The organism is Exiguobacterium sp. Helios, from assembly GCF_014524545.1.
Taxonomy (GTDB): domain Bacteria; phylum Bacillota; class Bacilli; order Exiguobacteriales; family Exiguobacteriaceae; genus Exiguobacterium_A.
Genome location: NZ_CP053557.1, coordinates 2,198,493 through 2,219,451, shown reverse-complemented (window position 1 = coordinate 2,219,451; position 20,959 = coordinate 2,198,493). Strand labels below are relative to the sequence as shown.

General features: G+C 46.8%; 20 protein-coding genes and 1 other annotated feature. All 20 genes read left to right on the top strand.

Annotation, left to right across the window (positions count from 1 at the left end; genetic code table 11):
* The first annotated feature begins 99 nt into the window (after positions 1-99).
* The 20 genes from rsmH (at position 100) to pyrR (ending at position 20,931) form a co-directional block, all read left to right on the top strand.
* Entirely contained in the window at positions 100-1,038 is a 939-nt protein-coding gene (gene rsmH / locus HNY42_RS11625; RefSeq protein WP_114595427.1) for a 16S rRNA (cytosine(1402)-N(4))-methyltransferase RsmH, read from the top strand.
* Between the two features lie 13 nt (positions 1,039-1,051).
* A complete protein-coding gene (gene ftsL / locus HNY42_RS11620) occupies positions 1,052-1,438 on the top strand; it encodes a cell division protein FtsL (RefSeq protein WP_114595428.1) in 387 nt (128 codons plus the stop codon).
* A complete protein-coding gene (locus HNY42_RS11615) occupies positions 1,435-3,573 on the top strand; it encodes a penicillin-binding protein (RefSeq protein ID WP_188004530.1) in 2,139 nt (712 codons plus the stop codon). The genes ftsL and HNY42_RS11615 overlap by 4 nt, the downstream gene beginning before the upstream one ends.
* Positions 3,574-3,677: 104 nt before the next feature.
* Positions 3,678-4,997: a UDP-N-acetylmuramoyl-tripeptide--D-alanyl-D-alanine ligase gene (gene murF, locus HNY42_RS11610; protein WP_188004529.1), complete on the top strand. Its 1,320-nt coding sequence runs from the start codon at positions 3,678-3,680 to the stop codon at positions 4,995-4,997.
* 22 nt (positions 4,998-5,019) lie between these two features.
* Positions 5,020-5,982: a phospho-N-acetylmuramoyl-pentapeptide-transferase gene (mraY, locus tag HNY42_RS11605; RefSeq protein WP_131502643.1), complete on the top strand. Its 963-nt coding sequence runs from the start codon at positions 5,020-5,022 to the stop codon at positions 5,980-5,982.
* A 33-nt stretch (positions 5,983-6,015) separates the two neighbouring features.
* On the top strand, positions 6,016-7,365 hold the full coding sequence (murD, locus tag HNY42_RS11600) for a UDP-N-acetylmuramoyl-L-alanine--D-glutamate ligase (protein ID WP_131502642.1): 1,350 nt from the start codon (positions 6,016-6,018) through the stop codon (positions 7,363-7,365).
* Positions 7,362-8,456, top strand: coding sequence for an undecaprenyldiphospho-muramoylpentapeptide beta-N-acetylglucosaminyltransferase (gene murG / locus HNY42_RS11595; protein ID WP_188004528.1), 1,095 nt, complete (start codon positions 7,362-7,364; stop codon positions 8,454-8,456). The genes murD and murG overlap by 4 nt, the downstream gene beginning before the upstream one ends.
* Positions 8,457-8,517: 61 nt before the next feature.
* Positions 8,518-9,297 carry a cell division protein FtsQ/DivIB gene (locus tag HNY42_RS11590; RefSeq protein ID WP_188004527.1) on the top strand — a complete coding sequence of 260 codons (780 nt, stop codon included), beginning with the start codon at positions 8,518-8,520 and terminating at the stop codon, positions 9,295-9,297.
* A gap of 229 nt (positions 9,298-9,526) precedes the next feature.
* Positions 9,527-10,831 carry a cell division protein FtsA gene (gene ftsA / locus HNY42_RS11585; RefSeq protein ID WP_131502639.1) on the top strand — a complete coding sequence of 435 codons (1,305 nt, stop codon included), beginning with the start codon at positions 9,527-9,529 and terminating at the stop codon, positions 10,829-10,831.
* 39 nt (positions 10,832-10,870) lie between these two features.
* Entirely contained in the window at positions 10,871-12,028 is a 1,158-nt protein-coding gene (gene ftsZ, locus HNY42_RS11580; RefSeq protein WP_114595436.1) for a cell division protein FtsZ, read from the top strand.
* An 82-nt stretch (positions 12,029-12,110) separates the two neighbouring features.
* Positions 12,111-12,887 carry a peptidoglycan editing factor PgeF gene (gene pgeF / locus HNY42_RS11575; protein WP_114595437.1) on the top strand — a complete coding sequence of 259 codons (777 nt, stop codon included), beginning with the start codon at positions 12,111-12,113 and terminating at the stop codon, positions 12,885-12,887.
* The gene (locus HNY42_RS11570) at positions 12,874-13,545 is read left to right on the top strand and encodes a YggS family pyridoxal phosphate-dependent enzyme (protein ID WP_188004526.1); all 672 of its coding nucleotides are present in this window, start codon (positions 12,874-12,876) and stop codon (positions 13,543-13,545) included. Before pgeF ends, HNY42_RS11570 begins: the two co-directional genes overlap by 14 nt.
* Positions 13,546-13,746: 201 nt before the next feature.
* Positions 13,747-14,070 (top strand): cell division protein SepF, encoded by a 324-nt coding sequence (locus HNY42_RS11565; protein ID WP_233494514.1) that lies wholly within the window; start codon positions 13,747-13,749, stop codon positions 14,068-14,070.
* Positions 14,071-14,072: 2 nt separating this feature from the next.
* Positions 14,073-14,345 carry a YggT family protein gene (locus HNY42_RS11560; protein ID WP_034769807.1) on the top strand — a complete coding sequence of 91 codons (273 nt, stop codon included), beginning with the start codon at positions 14,073-14,075 and terminating at the stop codon, positions 14,343-14,345.
* Entirely contained in the window at positions 14,345-15,118 is a 774-nt protein-coding gene (locus HNY42_RS11555; RefSeq protein WP_114595440.1) for a YlmH family RNA-binding protein, read from the top strand. Before HNY42_RS11560 ends, HNY42_RS11555 begins: the two co-directional genes overlap by 1 nt.
* 26 nt (positions 15,119-15,144) lie before the next feature.
* Complete coding sequence (locus HNY42_RS11550) at positions 15,145-15,666, top strand: DivIVA domain-containing protein (RefSeq protein WP_131502637.1); 522 nt, start codon at positions 15,145-15,147, stop codon at positions 15,664-15,666.
* Positions 15,667-15,895, top strand: a binding site (T-box leader). It begins immediately after the preceding gene.
* Between the two features lie 57 nt (positions 15,896-15,952).
* Complete coding sequence (gene ileS / locus HNY42_RS11545; protein WP_131972484.1) at positions 15,953-18,688, top strand: isoleucine--tRNA ligase; 2,736 nt, start codon at positions 15,953-15,955, stop codon at positions 18,686-18,688.
* Between the two features lie 72 nt (positions 18,689-18,760).
* Positions 18,761-19,234: a signal peptidase II gene (gene lspA, locus HNY42_RS11540; RefSeq protein WP_012370820.1), complete on the top strand. Its 474-nt coding sequence runs from the start codon at positions 18,761-18,763 to the stop codon at positions 19,232-19,234.
* Complete coding sequence (locus HNY42_RS11535; protein WP_188004525.1) at positions 19,235-20,158, top strand: RluA family pseudouridine synthase; 924 nt, start codon at positions 19,235-19,237, stop codon at positions 20,156-20,158.
* Between the two features lie 242 nt (positions 20,159-20,400).
* Positions 20,401-20,931, top strand: coding sequence for a bifunctional pyr operon transcriptional regulator/uracil phosphoribosyltransferase PyrR (gene pyrR, locus HNY42_RS11530; protein ID WP_012370818.1), 531 nt, complete (start codon positions 20,401-20,403; stop codon positions 20,929-20,931).
* Positions 20,932-20,959 lie beyond the last annotated feature (28 nt).

Sequence of the window (20,959 nt, the reverse complement as noted above, 5' to 3'; positions counted from 1 at the left end):
TCAAGGAAACTGTCTCATTTTCGTAACGTTTTCAAGAAAGAATATGATACATTGAAAAAGAGTAACGTCCAGTTTGGACAGTGAAAGGTGAGGCAGCACATGTTTGAGCATGAAACAGTATTAAAATGGGAGTCCATTAAAGGGCTGAATATCAAACCTGACGGGATTTATGTCGATTGTACGTTAGGTGGAGCAGGACACAGTGAAGAGATCGTCAAACAGTTAACGACAGGACATCTGTACGCGTTTGATCAGGATGATGTCGCACTGGCACATGCAGCAGAACGTCTCGCGGCGTATGAAGGTCGCTTTACTTTAATAAAAAGTAATTTCGTACATTTAAAAGAAGAATTAGCAGCACGATCTGTGACAAAAGTGGACGGGATTTTATTTGATCTCGGTGTATCTTCTCCACAACTAGACGAAGGCGAACGTGGATTCAGCTACAACTTTGATGCCCGACTCGATATGCGTATGGACCAAACGTCATCGCTATCGGCATATGAAGTCGTCAATGAGTGGCCGTATAACGACCTTGTTCGAATTTTGTTTACATATGGGGAAGAAAAGTTCTCCAAACAGATTGCACGCAAGATTGAGAAGGCACGCGAAATCGCACCGATTGAAACGACGTTTGAACTAGTCGAATTGATCAAAGATGCGATTCCGGCACCGGCCCGCCGCAAAGGGGGGCATCCGGCAAAACGGACGTTCCAAGCGATTCGGATTGCTGTAAATGATGAATTGAATGTCTTCGACCGCGCCGTCTATCAAGCAATTGATTTATTGGCTGTTGGTGGACGCCTATGTGTCATTACCTTCCATTCACTTGAAGACCGTATGTGTAAGCAAGCGTTCAAAGAGAAGTCATCGTTACCTGAGCTTCCGCAAGGGTTACCGATGATTCCTAAAGAGTTTGAACCGGAACTACGCCTGGTGACAAGAAAACCGATTACAGCAGGAGATGATGAACTCGATGACAATCGTCGATCACGCTCTGCCAAGTTACGAATCGTTGAAAAAATGAAGGAAAGTTGAGAGGAGCATTCAAATGGCAGAGCCACTTCGCAAGCCGATGCAAACCATGGAACCCGTTCGGCAGCAACCTATCCAAGAACCACGTAAGACGGAAGATATCGCACGTCGTGTTGCGGTTCGTCCGAAATATCGTCTATATCCATTTGAGAAGTTTTTGTACAGTGCGATGATTGGCGGAATCGTCCTTTTCGGTAGTATGACGATTGGCGCTCATAACGAAGCGTATAATGTAAGCCGGGATCTCGCGAAGGAAAATCAAGTCACGCAAGAGATGAAGAAAGAAAATGAACGTCTTCAACTCGAAGTGACCAACTTAAGCTCTCCAGAACGAATTTACAAGATTGCGAAAGAACAAGGTCTTGATATGCGAAAAGGGAACATCAAGGTGATTCCTAAATGAATCCACTATCTAAATCCCGACGGAGAGTAGCCATTGTCATGTTGATATTTGCTGCTCTCTTTTTGGTGTTCATTTCACGCTTTTTGTACTTATCGACGACAAAGAAATTCCACGGGGAAGACATGCTTGTCTACGCGGAAAAAAAACGTTGGGAGTCCCAGGCCACACTGCCGGCAGAACGTGGAGAAATCTTTGACCGACTGGGCTCGCCGATTGCGATTAACATCCCGTCCTATCATTTGGTCGCCGTCTACCGGTTAGGCGGGGAAAAAGATCCGGATGAGACAGTGGTCGACTTTAAGAAAACAGCGACCGGACTTGCGCCGATTCTCGGCATGTCGGTTAAAGAACTGGAAACCTATCTGATTGAAAATAAAAACCGTTCCCAAATCGAATTCGGTAAAAAAGGGAATGATCTGACGGTTGATCAGAAAGAACAGATTGATCGGTTGAAGCTGCCGGGGATTCGATTGATCGAAGAACCGAAGCGCTATTATCCGAACGGGATTTTCCTGTCCGATACGTTAGGGTTCGTCCAGAAAATCACAGAAGATAACGGACGGGTCGTCTTAAAAGGACAGATGGGTATCGAAAAACAGTATGATGAGGCTTTACGTGAATCGTTTGGTTCCCGTATCTTTGAAAAAGATCGCAGCGGCGGAGAACTGGTTCAAGGTACTTCGAAAATTTCAAATGAGCCGAAAGACGGATCGAACCTCTATCTGACCATCGATCATCGGATCCAGCAAGCACTCGAGAAACAGATGCAAAAGATGTACAACGAATACAAACCTAAAAATGCGACAGGAATCGTAATGGATGCCAAGACAGGCGAAATTTTGGCGATGACGGATCGTCCGTCGTTTAATCCGAATTTACGCGATATGACGGATTTTACGAATTTTGCTGTCTCCTCACGGTTTGAACCCGGATCGACAATGAAGATCTTTACGTTGGCTGCTGCCATCGATGCAGGTGTCTTCCGTCCGAACGAACCGTATAAATCAGGGAGTTACAATTATAAGGGAACTGTCATCAAAGACTACAATGATGTCGGTTGGGGAACAATCCCGATGATTGAAGGGGTCTACCATTCCTCAAACGTCATGTTCTCGATCCTGACAGCTGAAAAGCTTGGAATCGAACGGTATAAAGACTATTTCAAGAAGTTTCATTTTGATCAAAAAACGGGTATAGATATTTCGGGTGAAGTAAACAGCCAATCTGATCTGTCCAAACCGTTGAATACGTTGATTACATCATGGGGACAATCGACGGCAGTGACGCCGATGCAGATTCTCCAAGGGGCGACAGCAATTGCCGGAAACGGTGAGATGGTCAAACCGCATATTATCCAAAAAGCGGACCATACGGATAAAGCGCCGTATAAAGCAAAAACGGAAGTGGTCGGAAAACCGATTTCTGCGGAAGCGGCAAAAGCGACCCGTGAAGCGTTGGATGGTGTCGTCAACAGTAAAATCGGTACTGGACAAATGTATAAGCTGAAAGATTATCGTGTCATCGGAAAAACAGGGACGGCACAGATTTCAGAAAACGGAAAATACATCCAAGGACAGTTTATTCATTCCTTTATTGGAATGGCGCCAAAAGATGATCCCGAATTGATCATGTACATCGCTGTCGACCGGCCATCGAAAAATGAGTCTTCGGTTTCCGGACCGAGTATCATGAGTCCGGTCTTCAAAAGTGTCATGAATACCGCTTTGCAATATCGAAGCATCAAACCTGCGACTCAAAAAGAGTCGGTGGATGTCAAAGCTAAAATCATTCCAAGCTACATTGGGAAAAGTATGAATCAAGCAGAAGAGATGGCGAAGGAACAGGGGGCCGTACCGGTCGTTCTCGGTGACGGGGTTGAAGTCGTCTCACAAATACCGACGCGCGGACAAGAATTCGTCAGCGGGGAACGTGTCCTTTTTAAAACAGGACGGACGTTCAAAATGCCTGATATCACCGGTTGGTCACAACGGGATGTTAAAAAACTTGTCAGTCTCTACGATTTAAAGTTAGACGTGATTGGTAAAGGTTTTGTAACCAAACAATCGGCACGAACTGGTACACTAGTGAAAGAAAATGGAAAGCTGACGGTGGAACTCGCTGAACCAAAAGAGTAAGAAACAGCGGTCTCCTGATTTCTGCAGTGAAACGAGGACGGACCGGAGTCATTCGTTGACTTCTGTTCGTCCTCGTTTGCTGTAATCGAGTGGAGGAAATAGGGATGGTAACAATTGCACAGATCGCCCAGTGGTTGGGATTGGAAGAAACCGATACACGGTCATTAAGAAATTTTGCGACGGATTCAAGAAGTACACTCACGGAAGGGTTGTATATCCCAATCCAGGGAGCACGCGTCGACGGACATTCGTTCATCGAGGGAGCAGTTGCTCAAGGCGCGATTGCCACGTTGTGGAAAAAAGGCATTCCGCTTCCGGAGCTTGACATCACGGTTCTTGAAGTCGAAGATCCGTTAAACGCGTTACAAGTCATCGCACAACGGTATTTACAGCAAGTGGCACCAAAAGTCATCGCGATTACTGGATCAAACGGCAAGACATCAACAAAGGATATGATTGAAAGTGTCCTGAAACAGTCGTTTCGGACACATAAAACGGCAGGTAACTTCAATTCAGATATCGGAATGCCTTTGACGATCTTGATGATGCCGAACGAGACGGAAGTTGCTGTTCTCGAAATGGGAATGAACGGGTTTGGAGATATCGAACTCTTATCGAATCTTGCCGAACCGGATATTGCACTCGTGACGAACATTGGCGAGTCGCATGCCGAACAGGTGGGCGGACGAAGTGGAATCGCCCGAGCTAAACTAGAGATTCGATCTGGTTTAAAACCGAATGGCCATCTCTTTGTCGATGGAGATGAACCGTTGTTGGGAGAAGTGCCGGCTGAACGCATTGGGTATCATGCGACCAATACGTACATCATCGAACAGGCGGAAGCGACGTTCATCGGGACGACTTTCAAATTTGATGGTGCGACGTTCAACCTACCGGTCCTTGGCAAACACCAAATCCGGAATGCAGCGTACGCGATTGCGACAGCTCGAGCACTTGGTCTTACGGACGAAGTGATTCAGGCAGGATTGAACGAGGTACAATTGACACCGATGCGGATGGAACGATTAATGTATGGTCAAACTGCCATCATCAATGATGCATATAATGCCAGCCCGACTTCGATGAATGCAGCAATCGAGACGGTTGCAACGCTCGATGGATTTACGAATAAAGTCGTCGTTCTCGGCGATATGTATGAACTCGGTCAACAGGAACGCCTGTTGCATGCCTCTGTCGGGAAGAAGATTGCACTTCCTGTATCCCATGCTATCCTTGTAGGGGGGAAAGGGCGTTATATCGCGGATGGAATTGTTGATCCGACCGTCCAAGTCCAATTTGCGGACACGGTCGAAGATGCAGCCCGTCTGCTCCAACCGTTGCTCGGCAAGCAAACCGTTGTTTTGCTGAAAGCTTCGCGTGGACTCGCACTGGAACAAATCTTCACATATTTAAATGAAACTTAATCCTTAAAAGTAGGTGTTTGTAATGATTACATTATTCATCAGTTTAATTATTGCGTTTTTGGTTGTCGTACTCGTGATGCCAAAAGCGATTCCTTTTTTACACAGCCTTAAATTTGGTCAAGAGATTCGGGAAGAAGGTCCGGATTGGCACCAAGTGAAATCAGGGACGCCGACGATGGGTGGAATCGTCATTTTGCTGGCTATGATCGGCAGCCTGATTGTTCTCTTATTGATGGGAGACTTGGATCGGAGTCATCTGTCGTTGCTGTTCTTAACGCTTGCCTACGGGGCAATCGGTTTCATCGATGATTACATCAAGGTCGTCAAAAAACGTAATCTTGGTTTGAACTCGAAGCAAAAATTAGTTGGACAAATTGTTGTTGGTCTGTTGTTTGTCTGGTTGAGCGGTGGATTTTCGAGTCAGGCGACGTATCTGTCGATTCCATTTACGACCTGGTCGATTGATTTCGGTATCCTGTATCCATTAGTCGCGTTATTCTGGCTCGTCGGATTCTCGAATGCCGTCAATCTGACGGACGGACTGGACGGACTCGTATCCTTTACGGCTATTCCGACGTTTCTGTTCTTTGGCCTCTACGGATGGTTCATAGCCGATGAGCCAGGTGTTGCCTTATTTGCTTTTTCAGCTGTCGGTGCATTGATCGGGTTCCTCGTGTTTAATGTCTACCCGGCTAAAATCTTCATGGGTGATACCGGCTCACTTGCTTTAGGAGCAGCCCTTGCTGGTTTATCGATCTTATTGAAACTGGAATTATTGTTAGTATTGATTGGAATTGTATTCGTTGTTGAGACATTATCGGTCATCCTGCAGGTTATTTCCTTCAAGACGACAGGAAAACGTATCTTTAAGATGAGTCCGATTCATCACCATTTCGAAATGGTCGGTTGGAGTGAATGGCGAATCGTTGGAACATTTGCTTCGATTAGCTTAATCGTGGCGTTAATCGCCTATCTGTTCGTGTAATCGAAATTCGTGGTCAAGAAAGTGAGCGATTTAATGATGAAGAGTTCTGAACTGGAGAAGAAAAAAGTATTGGTCCTTGGGACTGCGAAAAGCGGAATTGCAGCAGCGACCTATCTTGTTAAGGCAGGAGCTGTCGTGACGGTGAATGATGGAGGGACTCCTTCGGAAGCCGACGTACAAACGCTTGAATCTTTGGAGGTCGAAACGGTTTTCGGAAGTCATCCGCTATCCTTACTGGATGGAACAGAATTAATCGTAAAAAATCCAGGCATTCCGTATCAGATTCCGTTATTACAGAGGGCAATCGAGCGTGGCATCCCGATTTGGACAGAAGTTGAACTGGCTTACCGTTCAACGAAAGCAGATTGGGTCGCAATTACCGGATCAAACGGTAAGACGACGACGACGACACTGGTCCATGAATTATTGAAACAGGGGTCAAGACGCGTTCATTTAGCTGGAAACATTGGTTTCCCGGCAGTTGAAGTTGCCCAGCAGACGGCTGCAGATGATGTCATCGTCATCGAGTTATCCAGTTTTCAATTGATGGGAATCGAATCATTCCAACCAGTCAGTGCAGCCTTCTTAAACTTGTCGCCGGCTCATCTTGATTATCACGGAGATGTAACGTCTTACGCGGCAGCAAAAGCACGGATCTTTTCAAACATGAATGAAGCTGGACGACTTGTCGTCAATGCAGACGATGAGGAAGTCATGCGCTTGAGCGAAACAGCGGCAGCGGAACGATTGACGTTTTCACGTCGTCAACCGGCCTATGCACATGTCGAAAACGGTATGATCTTCGTCGGTCAGACAAAAATTCTTCCGGTCAGTGAACTGGCGCTTGGCGGTGGACACAATCTCGAGAATGTCCTGGCCGCCTTGACATTGATTGAACCTTTTGGGATTGCCTTAACGGCGATTCAAGAGGTTTTGCGGACATTTGGTGGAGTCGCGCACCGGACAGAATACATCGGAGAATTTGCCGGACGAAAAGTCTACAATGACTCAAAAGCCACGAACAACGTGGCGACGGAAGCGGCCCTGTCCGGTTTTCACTCGTCTATCATCTGGATCTGTGGTGGACTCGAACGCGGTGCAGATTTGACACCGTTAAAAAGTGCGATGACCCATGTCAAACATGTCATCGGACTCGGTGAGACAGGTCAACGCTTCGCTGATCTAGCTGACGATCAACAGATCGCCTCTACGGTAACACGTGAGATGGAAGAAGCCGTTATCACAGCATTTGATGTTTCGAAGCCCGGTGATATCATTTTATTATCTCCGGCATCTGCAAGTTGGGATCAATATAAGACATATGAAGAGCGTGGCGAACATTTCATCCGTTCCGTTCAAAAAGTAGGGGGGACGGCGAAATGAGAATCGTAGTTTCAGGTGGCGGAACAGGCGGGCATATCTATCCGGCACTGGCCATGATCCGAGAAGTTGAGCGTCGTATGGCATGTGAAGTGTTATATATCGGTACTGAGAATGGACTCGAGGCGGACATTGTCCGCCGGGCAGGCATTCCGTTCGAATCAATTGAAATTTCAGGACTACGCCGTTCCTTGTCGTTTGAGAACGTCAAGACCGGTGTCCGCTTTTTGAAAAGTGTGGTCCGAGTCCGAAAGCTTCTGCGTGATTTTCAACCGGATATTGTTGTCGGAACAGGTGGTTTTGTTTGCGGTCCTGTCCTCTATACAGCAGCGAAGATGGGGTATAAGACGCTGGTCCATGAACAAAACAGCTTACCTGGAATCACCAATAAATTCTTGGCGCGTTATGTCGACCGGGTGGCATTGTCCTTTAAAGGGTCTGGTCATCATTTCGGGAAAAACGAAGGGAAAACGATTCTAATCGGAAATCCCCGGGCCTCAGAAGTTGCGATGTTGCAAATTGATCCAATCGAAGAAAAACAAAAATACGGTTTTGAACAAGATCGGCCTCTGATTGTCGTTTACGGCGGCAGCCGAGGAGCACCGGCCATCAATAAAGCGGTCGTCGAGATGATTCCCATGTTGACAGCAACTGACTGGTCGTTATTGTTCGTCACCGGCCAGGTCCACTATGAAGACATTCAGACGCAGTTAGGAACATTACCGGACCGGATTCAATTGCGTCCATTCATTTACGATTTGCCGTTGATATTAAAAGCGAGTCAACTGGTCATCTCGCGTTCCGGAGCAAGTACGTTAGCTGAATTGACGACGCTCGGTTTACCGAGCATCTTGATTCCAAGTCCATACGTGACGGAAAATCATCAGGAAGTGAACGCATCATCACTCGTCGAGACAGGAGCGAGTCTTTTGATCCGTGAATCCGAATTGACGGGAGACCGATTGTTCGAGGCGTGTACGAAGGCGATTGCCGATCAAGCCAACATGTCAAAAGCATCGCTCGCACTCGGCATGCCAAATGCGGCAAGTGATTTGGTCGATGAATTATTACGGTTGATTCAGCGAAATAACTAAAGCATTGCAGGAATAGACCGATAAGGTACTGAAATTAAACATAATGGAGGGAGAGGCTTACGTGAAGGAACAACAACCGGCAAGCCAGCCGAAGATGGATACGACTGTCCGCAGCTTAGAAGATAAAATTCCATATGTCCGTGAGCAGCGTCGGAAAAAGGCGAACCGGCGTTTAATCTATGTCCTCATCCTGATCGGTCTATTGATTGGTGTCGTCTTCTATCTTCAATCGAGTTTCTCGCGTGTCGCGACGTTTGACGTCACCGGCACCGTGAACGTCAAGAAGGAAGACATCATTCAAGCCTCACGTATTAAGGTGAAGGAGACACATGCTTTCAATGTGTCGGAAGAAGCCGTGTTGGAACGGATTGAAAATGTCCCGGGTATACGCGAAGCGACGATGAAAAAAACGTTTTTACATCATTACGAAGTTGACGTCGTCGAAGAAAAAGAGATTGCGTATGCCAAAGATAAACCGGGTGCCCGGATTGTCTTAGCGGATGGGACGATTCTTCCCGGAAAGTCGAAGGAAGAATTGTTTGATGCACCGATTCTAACAGGATTTACGGATCAGTCCCTGGAACGTCTGACAAAGGAACTCGTCAAAATCGAGCCGAAAGTCCGGAGCCGGATTTCGGAAATCGTAGCCAATGATCAGACGGACAAGGGGGGATTGAAGTTATTCATGACAGACGGAAATACCGTCTTATTGAGTACATCGGCTTTTTCTAACTCGTTGAATGAATATGTCAAGGTGATTTCCGCTTTGCCAAAAGGAAAGACTGGAACAATCACCATTGATGGAGGAATCTATTTCAAACCATATAAAGGTAAAAATTAGAAAATAACATCATGGATTAGATGGGTTTGACAAACGTTTGTTTTCATTAGTAGGAAAGCGGACACATCGTCATCAAATCGTAATCTATTAGATGGGTAAGTTAGACAATAACTTCTTTTCGTGAGGTTTTTTATAGTGTAGACTTAAACGAGAAGAAGATTGTCTCGATTCCTGTAAATATAAACAGGGACGATAGGATTAGTATTATGAAAGTGGAGGTGTCACTCCCATGGAAACGAAAGGTACGATTGCCGCACTAGATATTGGGACATCGGAAGTGAAACTCATCGTCGGTGAACTTCTAGGTGGAACACTGAATGTCTTAGCGGAAGGGTCTGCACCATCTGCAGGCGTCAAGCGAGGTGTCATCGTCGACATCGATCAAACAGTAAATGCCATTAAACAAGCGGTTGCAGAAGTGGAGCGCACACTCGGCGAACCAATTGGTGAAGTATATGTAGCAATTTCCGGTGAGCACATCCAAGTCAAAGATTGCCAAGGGATGACATCAATCAAAGGGGAAGATAACGAAATCACGGATGACGACGTGAAGGATGTCCTTCACTCAGCAATGGTGATGCGGATTCCAAACGAATTGAGCGTTGTCGATGTGTTACCTAAAACGTTTACTGTCGATCAGCAGACGGAGATCACAGATCCACGTGGCATGATTGGTTATCGTCTAGAAGTGACAGGGAAGCTGATTATCGGAGCGAAGACGATTCTACATAGCATCAAACGTTCCATCGAACGGGCTGGGTTGGAACTTGCGGGGTATGTGCTGGAAAGTTTAGCCGTCTCACGAATCGCAGCCTCGATTGATGAGTTGGAGCTGGGTGTCGGGATCGTTGATATCGGACATGAAACGACCACTCTTTCAATTTATGAAAAAAACGATTTAGTTTACACAACGACACTTGCGTACGGTGGAGATCACCTGACACGCGATTTGACGTATAAAATGAATTGTAAATACCAGGATGCGAAACTAGCCAAAGAAGAATACGGCGTCGCATTAGAAGCGTTAGGTGACCCGGAAGAGAAAGTCTCGTACGTGACAATCAACGGGGAACACCGTTTCGAACCACAGACGGAGATTGGCTTTGTCCTTGAAGCCCGTCTGGAAGAGATTTTTGAGATGATTCAGAAACGAATGACACAGGCTGGGTATACACAAATGAACAGTGGAATCATTCTTTGTGGTGGCAGTTCTTCCCTACCAGGAATTGACCAGCTCGGTAAGCGAATCTTTAAACAAAGCGTGAATGTGTATCAACCAGCCAGCTTGGGGATTCGTCATCCGAAGTATGCTGTCGCTGCTGGGATGTTACGATATGTTTTATCACGCAGTGCCGTTTCGAAGTCAGGATTTGACCGTGCGGACGAAAAGGGAGTAGCCGCACAAGGCCGTGAGCAAGAGGAGTTACTTGCACACCCTTCCCAACCTTCAGTACGCGAAGAGCGACCACAGAAGGAACAACCTCCAAAAGAGCGAAAGTCATTCAGCAGTTTCTTTGAGAAATTTTTCGGCTAAATAAAAAATTATCAGTAAAAAAAATAGGGGGCCCCTTTTATGTTGCATTTTGATGAAATGATGGACCAAGTAGCTAAAATCAAAGTCATCGGAGTAGGTGGCGGTGGATCTAACGCTGTCAACCGAATGATCGAACATGGTGTCCAAGGCGTAGAATTCATCGCTGTCAACACGGATGCACAAGCATTAAACATGTCACAGGCAGATGTAAAACTTCAACTCGGAGCTAAACTGACACGTGGTCTTGGTGCCGGAGCAAATCCGGAAATCGGTAAAAAAGCTGCCGAAGAAAGCCGCGAACAGTTGACAGAAATTTTATCTGGTGCCGATATGGTTTTCGTAACGGCAGGAATGGGTGGAGGTACCGGAACAGGTGCTGCACCGGTCATCGCAGAAATTTCTAAAGAAATCGGCGCATTGACAGTAGGTGTCGTCACAAAACCTTTCATGTTCGAAGGCCGTAAACGGATGCAACATGCTGTTTCAGGAGTTCAGAACTTTAAAGAAAAAGTCGATACACTCATCGTCATCCCGAACGATAAATTGCTTGAAATCGTCGATCGTAACACACCGATGCTTGAAGCCTTTAAAGAAGCCGATAACGTTCTTCGTCAAGGGGTACAAGGGATTACGGACTTAATCGCCGTTCCTGGTCTCATCAACCTGGATTTCGCGGATGTTAAAACGATCATGACGGAAAAAGGTTCAGCATTGATGGGTGTTGGTGTCGCAACCGGCGAACACCGTGCAACGGAAGCTGCGAAAAAAGCGATTTCAAGTCCATTGCTTGAAACATCGATTGAAGGGGCAAAAGGCGTCCTGATGAACATTACCGGTAGTGCGAACTTGAGCCTTTATGAAGTAACGGAAGCGGCTCAAATCGTTCAAAGCGCTGCGGATGAAGAAGTTAACTTAATCTTCGGATCAGTCATCAACGACAACTTGGAAGACGAAATCATTGTTACGGTCATCGCAACTGAATTCGAAAACGAACCACTCGATTTTGAAATCCCATCAGCACAAGAGATGATGAAAAACTTGCTTAAGAAAAAGCAAGCGGCACCATCACCGGTAGCTGAAGAACCTAAACCGCAAGTCGAAGAGACACCTAGTAGCTCGAACCAAGAATCAGCAAAAGGGTCAGATGTTGAAGAGACGATGGATATTCCTTCTTTCCTTCGCCGGAATAATCGTTAATCCGATATTCCAAAGACACGACTGCTAGATCAAGAGGTGTCGCGTAAGCGACACCTCTTTTTTTAAAAAAGGATGGGATGAAATGTTTGGTCAATGGATAAAATGGGATACGCCGACAGGTACTGTTCGCGCAGCGTTTACGACAAAATTTTCAGCCCCTCATGGCAAGGGCAACTTAGGACTGCACGTCAAGGATGATCCGGAAGGGGTCATCAAAAATCGTGAAGTCATCGTCCGACAACTGGATTTAGCTTTAGAAAACTCTGTTTGGGCTGAACAAGTGCACGGCAATCACGTGGAACAAGTAACGACACTCGAGTCCGGTCGTGGAGCTTCTGATTACGAAACGGCAATCAAGGGTACAGACGGACTGGTGACAACGGACTCAAACGTTTTATTGATGATGCTGTTTGCTGACTGTGTACCGCTCCTGTTCTGTGATCCGCGGACCGGTATCATTGCAAATGTTCACGCCGGTTGGCGCGGAACGGTCGCTAACATCGTCGAAGCAACTCTGACAAAGATGGAACAAGCCGGTGCCGAACGGTCTTCTATTCAGATGGTCATCGGACCCTCGATTCGTGAATGTTGTTATGAAGTCGATGGACCGGTCCTTGAAGCTGTAGATCAACTTGGTCTTGAAGAATCTCCTTACATCAAGAAAGAAGACGGGAAAGCCATGTTATCGCTTCAAAAAACCAATGCTATGTTAGCCGAACGCAGTGGTGTCGGCGATGTGCTCGATACAGGAATCTGTACGAACTGTCAGGCAGAAGACTATTTTTCCTATCGTCACGGAGATCATGGTGGACGGTTTGCCAGTTTGATTGTAAAGGAGTCTCTCGATGTCAATTTCTGAAAATGTACAACATGTCCGACAAAACATGAAACAGGCGTATGAAAAGACTGAGCAAAAAAAGCAGGTACAATTGATCGGCGTGACGAAATCAGTGTCAAGTGAAGTGGCAGCCGAGCTACTCGCTTCAGGGATAACGGCACTTGGTGAGAATCGTCCGGAAGGGTTGACCGACAAACAAACGGTCTTAGGACGTGAGGCTTGTGAGTGGCATTTCATTGGAACGTTACAGACTCGTAAAGTCCGGCAAATCATTGATCGGATTGATGTGTTGCATTCCTTGGACAGGCTGCATTTGGCGGAAGAAATCAACAAACGTGCGAAACGACCCGTCGATTGTTTTGTTCAAGTCAACGTCTCCGGGGAAGAATCAAAGCAAGGAATTGATCCGGAAGATGTCCATTCATTTTTGCATGAAGTCGGACAATATCCGATGGTCCGCGTCATCGGGTTGATGACGATGGCCCCATTGACGGAGGACGAGCAAGTACTGCGTTCAGTCTTTTATTCGCTGCGTGTGTTGCGGGATGAAGTGGCTTCCCGCCATCTACCGCACGCACCATGCACGGAGTTATCAATGGGTATGTCATCAGATTATCAGATTGCCATTGAAGAAGGTGCGACATACGTCCGAATCGGAACGACGTTAGTCCAATCATAAATTGTCTAGATATGCGAAAGGAGAATCGATATGGGATTCAAATCAAAAATGCAAAATCTATTTCTCGGTAACACAGACGATTTAGATGAACTCGAATATGAAAATGATGCTACAATAAATAAAGGTAGAGGTGCATCACAGCAAGAATACGACGAGTACTACGAGGAATCTACCCCGAGTGTTACTCAAAAGGAGGACCCTGTGAGACAATCGAACATCGTACCCATTCATACAAAAAAGACAAAATCACAAGTCATTCTCAGTGAACCGCGTGTGTTTAACGAAGCACAGGAAATTGGCGAACATCTTCGCCAAAATCGTGCTGTCATCGTTAACATGCAGCGGATGTCTAAAGATCAATCACGCCAAATGATCAATTTCTTGTCAGGTGTCGTGTTTGCCCTTGATGGAACGATTACGACAATCAGTCAAAATACACTCCTCTGTGTTCCAAACAACGTCGAGCTGGCCGGAAGTATTTCAAATCTGCTCGGTGAAGATGATATCAACCATAAGGGGTGGTAAGCATGGATTCGCAAGTCATGTACGCAATCGGTCGTACACTCAGCACGTTACTTCAATACTACAGCTACGTCATGATTGCCTATATTTTATTATCGTGGTTCCCAAACGCACGTGAATCACGATTCGGTCAAGTTCTCGCTATGTTAGTTGAACCTTTCCTCGCGCCGTTCCGACGGATTATCCCGCCCATCGGAGGTATGCTTGACATTTCACCTATTGTTGCCTTTCTTGTGCTTAATCTCGCACAGTCGGGTATTCGAGCAATCTTCCTGTAATGAGTGTCTATGATCATTATCGCGGACATGAGCGGGAGTTCGTCGATCTCGTCTTGAATTGGATCGACCATGTCGAAGCGACCTATACGTTTAAAGTGACAGATTTTCTGGATCCGCGTGAACAACAAATTACCCGAGAACTCGTCGGAACAAAATGTGCCCTCTTTTTTGAGGGCGGTTTTGAAGGCGCCGAACGACAGCGTGCGCTGATTGCCCCTGATTATTATGAGCTTGATGCCAACGATTTTGATATTGCCATTTATCGTATCCATTATCCCACCAAATTCGTGGAGCTCTCGCATCGCCAGGTGACAGGCACATTGCTGAATGTCGGATTAAAGCGAGGGAAATTCGGTGACGTGGTCATCCAAGATCAAGTCGTCCAATTTGCCGTTGCGAAAGAAGTGGCTTCTTATATCGAAGCAAATGTCGATCGTGCGGGAAAAACGAAGATTCGGTTGTCGCTCGTGGATTCAGAAGAACAGTTGAAGATTAAGGATCAAGAATGGCAAGAAGAACTGGGATTCGTCAGTTCGCTTCGTTTTGATACGGTTGTCAGTGAAATCCTTGGTTTTTCAAGACAAAAAGCGCAAAGCCTGATTAAACAAGGTGAAAGCAAAGTGAATTATAAAATCGTCGAAGATCCAAGTTTTTTGTTAGAGGAAGGCGACTTACTGTCCCTTCGCGGAACGGGACGTGTCAAGTTAATCGCCGTACTCGGCTCGACGAAACGGGATCGGATTAAATTGCAATACGGTCTGCTAAAAGGATAACCAACAAGCTGAGGGAGGATTTCATCATGCCATTGACGCCACTTGATATTCACAATAAGGAATTCACACGTAAGTTTCGCGGCTATGACGAAGATGAGGTCAATGAATTTCTTGATCAAGTCATCAAAGATTTTGAATTGTTGCTCCGGGAAAACCGTCAACAGCAAGAAGTCATTCAAAATATGCAGTCGCGTGTCGATTACTTCAGCTCGATGGAAGAAACATTAAACAAATCCATCATCGTGGCACAAGAAGCGGCAGAAGAAGTCAAAGCCAATGCGACGAAAGAAGCGAGCTTAATCGTCAAACAAGCGGAACGGGAAGCCGAGCAATTGCAAGATGCAGCACAACGTCGAGCACAGCGGACTGATTTCGAAGTCGAACAGATGCGTAAAAAAATCGAATTGTACCGGAATCGATTCAAAGTGTTGATTGACGCACAGATGGAATTGTTGACGAGCCATGACTGGGATGCATTCGATATTTCGACCCGGGGTGCGCTTGACGAGATTCCGGCAGTTGCGTATAATGACGACGATGTCATATAAGCTAAATCAATGAGAAGGACACGTCTTTTATCAGGATACTGTCAGCGAATCGGGGACTGGTGCGAGCCCGATCAGTAAATGAAAAAAGATATCCCCTTTGAGTGTGGGACTGAACATATTCATTAAGTTCCGCCGTTTCGCCTCCGTTATCGGGCTCTTAAGTGGTAATCTGTTTGTCAGGATTGCTAGTAGGGTGGTACCGCGAGTTCAAGCCAAGCTCGTCCCTATCAGGGGATGAGCTTGGCTTTTTTTGTACGTAAAATATAGACAAGTGAGGGAATGCCAAATGGAATACAAAGATACGTTATTGATGATGAAAACGGAATTTCTAATGCGGGGAAACTTACCGAAACGTGAACCAGATATGCAGGCACGCTGGAACGAGATGAATCTCTATGAAGCAGTTCAAGAAAAAAATGCCGGAAAACCTACATTCATCCTGCACGACGGTCCTCCCTATGCAAACGGGGACATCCATATGGGACACGGATTGAACAAAGTCTTAAAAGACATCGTCGTCCGTTATAAATCAATGAACGGATTCCGTTCTCCGTACGTACCGGGTTGGGACACACACGGACTTCCAATCGAGACGGCTCTTCAAAAAGCAGGTGTCGACCGTAAATCGATGTCGGTCGCGGAATTCCGTGAGCTGTGTGCGAAGTATGCGCTCGAACAGGTCGATCATCAACGTGAACAATTCAAGCGTCTTGGTGTTCTCGGTGACTATGACAATCCATACATCACGTTGCAACCGGAATTCGAAGCAGCACAAATTCGTTTGTTCGGCGATATGGCCAATAAAGGTTACATCTATAAAGGGAAAAAACCGGTGTACTGGTCGCCGTCATCGGAATCTGCTCTTGCAGAAGCCGAAATCGAATACCAGGATAAACGTTCTGCTGCCATCTACGTGGCGTTCCAAGTCATGGACGGAAAAAATATCTTGGAGCCGACAGATCATTTCGTCATCTGGACAACAACACCTTGGACAATTCCGGCAAACCTCGGAATCTCAGTCAGCGGTGAGTTGACATATGCACGCATCGAACACGAAGGAAAAGGCTATATCGTAGCCGAGACCCTCGTACCGGAAGTGATCGAAGCACTCGGCTGGGAAAATGCTACGGTTGGTCGTGTCTTTAACGGGACAGACTTTGAGTACATCAAAGCGAAACACCCGCTCTATGACCGGGAATCACTTGTCATGCTCGGCGATCACGTCACGGCAGAAGCGACGGGTGTTGTTCATACAGCACCTGGACACGGGGAAGATGACTTCAGAATCGGTCAAGCTTACGGTCTGGATGTGCTTTGTCCGGTTGACGATAAAGGTGTCATGACAGCAGAAGCTCCTGGTTTTGAAGGATTATTCTATGAAGATGCCAACAAAGAAATCGGTGTGGCGTTAGAAGAAGCCGGTGCTTTATTAAAACTGTCATTCATCAAACACTCGTATCCGCATGACTGGCGGACGAAAAAACCGGTTATCTTCCGTGCGACACCCCAGTGGTTCGCTTCAATCAAAGATTTCCGGGCTGAAATCCTCGACGAAATCAAAGAAGTCCAGTGGGTACCGGAGTGGGGCGAAACACGTCTTCACAACATGTTCAAAGACCGTGGAGACTGGGTCATTTCCCGTCAACGCGCGTGGGGTGTTCCACTGCCAATCTTCTATGCAGAAGACGGTACGGAAATCGTCACACCGGAAACAATCGATCATATCGCGAACCTGTTTGCGGCACACGGATCAAACGTCTGGTATGAGCGGGAAGCCGTTGATTTGTTACCGGAAGGATTTACCCATCCGGCAAGCCCGAACGGAATCTTCAAAAAAGAAACGGACATCATGGATGTCTGGTTCGATTCCGGTTCATCTCATGCCGGTGTTCTTGCTACACGTCCGGAACTCGAACGTCCGGCTGACTTGTATTTAGAAGGTTCTGACCAGTACCGTGGATGGTTCAACTCGTCTCTTTCGACAGCTGTCGCAACGACAGGGAAAGCACCTTACAAAGCTGTCGTCAGTCATGGATTCGTCCTTGACGGTCAAGGGCGGAAGATGTCGAAATCAATCGGAAATACGATTGCCCCGATCCAAATCATGCAACAATTCGGAGCAGAAATCCTTCGTCTTTGGGTCGCTTCTGTCGACTATCAATCGGACGTCCGGGCTTCAATGGATAACTTCAAACAAGTTTCGGAATCATACCGGAAAATCCGGAATACGGTCCGGTTCTTGCTTGGAAACCTGGATCAGTTCGATCATACGACGCATCGTGTTGCCTTTGCTGACTTACCGGAATCGGATCGCTTCATGCGGACGAAACTGGATCAACTCGTTGGCAAAGTAAAAGCGGCGTATGACGCGTATGACTTTATGGCGGTGTATCAATTGTTGCATAACTTCTGTGTCCTTGACTTGTCTTCGTTCTATCTCGATTATACGAAGGATATCTTGTACATCGAAAAAGCAGATGCACCAGCGCGTCGTGCCGTTCAAACGGTCATGTACGATACGGTCGTTACATTGTTACAACTGATGGCACCGGTCTTACCGCATACAGCAGACGAAGCATGGGAATTCGTTCCTGGCGTCGAGACGGCAAGCATCTTCTTGACGGATCTTCCGGAAGCACCGGAAGTGACAGAGGAAGGATTGGCATTGATTGCGAAATGGAACAGTTTCCTCGTCTTCCGTGATGATGTCTTGAAAGCACTCGAAGAAGCACGTGCCGAGAAACTTGTCGGGAAAACGCTCGAAGCGAAACTGGAACTGGCACCAAATGACGAAACGAAAGCATTGCTTGCGACAATCCATCATCTTGAGCAGTTATTGCAGGTTTCACAGATTGAGTTCGTCGCTTCGGCGGAGAAATCATACGGGACAACAGGTATCACTGTTCTGAAAGCAGATGGCGAAAAATGTGAACGCTGTTGGACATATTCGACTGAGCTTGGACAAGATCCGGCTCATCCGACACTTTGCCCACGTTGTACTGAAGTCGTCAATTCTTTATAATGAATCAGGGAGGGGCAGCTACGGCGACTTCGTAGCGGTCCCTCATTATTTTTGGATGTGGAGGAAAAAAGAATGTGGCTTTACTTAGCGATTGCTGCTGTACTCGTCGGAGTAGATCAATTGACGAAATGGATCGTCGTCCAACAGATGACGATTGGTCAAGCGATTGAGATCATTCCCAATTTCTTTTATTTAAATTCATACCGGAATCGTGGCGCTGCCTGGGGGATGCTTGAAGGGAAGTTTGGATTTTTCTTCGTCATCACGCTGGTCGTCGTCATTGGGCTGATTTATTTTCTTTACAAAGAAGGCACAAAAAACAAAGTATTTGCTTGGAGCGTCGCCTTATTACTCGGCGGAGCGGTCGGGAATTTCATCGACCGGATGGCACGTGGAGAAGTCGTCGACTTTTTTCATTTTTATCCGTTCGGGTATAACTTCCCGATATTTAATGTGGCAGACGTCAGTTTGACGTTTGGGGTTATTCTGATGCTGATCAGCGTCATGTTTGAAGAGCGTTTGACTAAGAAGGGAACGATTGATTAAATGAATGAACAAAATGAATGGGCTGTTAAAGCCAATGGTGCTACCGGTCGAATTGATAAATGGTTAGCGGAACAACAAGACTGGTCCCGGTCACAAGTCCAGGACTGGTTAAAAGCGGGACACGTCGAAGTGGACGGACGAATCGTCAAACCGAACTATAAGATGTCCGGTACGGAAGAGATCCTCGTCCGGATTCCGGAAGCCGTCGAGCTGGAAGTTTTACCGGAAGATATCCCGCTGGATGTCGTGTATGAAGACAGTGATGTCATTGTCATCAACAAACCAAAAGGGATGGTCGTGCATCCGGCAGCGGGGCACGTATCCGGAACACTCGTCAATGCCTTGCTCCATCATTGCCAGGATTTGTCCGGCATCAATGGTGTCAAACGTCCAGGGATCGTCCACAGAATCGATAAAGATACATCCGGTCTCCTGATGGTCGCTAAAAATGATTTGGCACATGAATCCCTGGCACAACAACTAAAAGACAAGACGACAGAGCGTCTGTATATCGCGCTTGTCCACGGCGAGATTCCGCATGAACTGGGAACGATTGAAGCACCGGTCGGCCGTGACAAAAATGACCGTCAACGGATGACCGTGACGGATAAAAACTCAAAAGCCGCTGTGACGCATTTCCGCGTCCTTGACCGTTACGAAGGGTTCACGGTTGTTGAATGTAAGCTCGAGACAGGACGGACGCACCAGATTCGTGTCCACATGCGTTATATTGGTTTCCCGCTCGCCGGAGATCCGAAATACGGACCACGGAAAACGATGAAAATGAACGGTCAAGCGCTTCATGCGGCTGTTCTTGGATTCAAGCATCCACGGACTGGTGAGATGTTACATTTCGATGCACCGTTGCCGGAAGAGATGACGTTCGAGATCAGTCAGTTGAAAAAACTTGAATTAGAGTCTTGACGTTTTTCTAATAAAACGGTAGAGTATCACCTAGAGAGCGATGCGAGACATCTGCCTCACACAACCGGTCGTCCGCGTTGACGATCCTACCCATAGCACACCTTTAAACGAGTCCGGAGAGGCTACGAAAGGGAGACACTTCATTTGTGTAGATACGTGTAGCGTGAGCTACCCACACTTATTGTCTTCAACAACCTCCTGCGACTTTACGCAGGAGGTTTTTTTGCAGAAAGGAGCAAGTGATGAAACCATCCGTCATTTTAGATGAAGCCGCAATCAGTCGGGCATTGACACGCATCGCCCATGAAATCATCGAACGCAACAAAGGAATTGATCAACTGATGATCGTCGGTATCAAGACACGTGGTGAGACACTGGCCCGCCGTCTGGCCCGCCGGATTGAAGAGATTGAAGGCAAACCGGTCCTGCTTGGTGTCGTGGACATCTCGATGTACCGGGATGACTTATCGAAAAAAAGTCTTGAGCCAGAAATCAAAGGCACGGACATGCCGGAGACGGTGACCGGAAAAATCATCGTCCTGGTGGATGACGTCCTATACACCGGACGCACCGTCCGCGCCGCGATGGATGCGCTCGTTGATCACGGTCGTCCGAGTATGATTCAACTCGCTGTCCTCGTCGACCGGGGACACCGGGAGCTTCCGATCCGACCAGATTTCATCGGGAAGAATGTCCCGACATCACGCGAAGAACAAGTCGTCGTCGCTTTATCTGAAGTCGATGACGCCGATCAAGTATTTATCAAACGTTAAACACAAATACCTTTAACGTGGTCCAGAG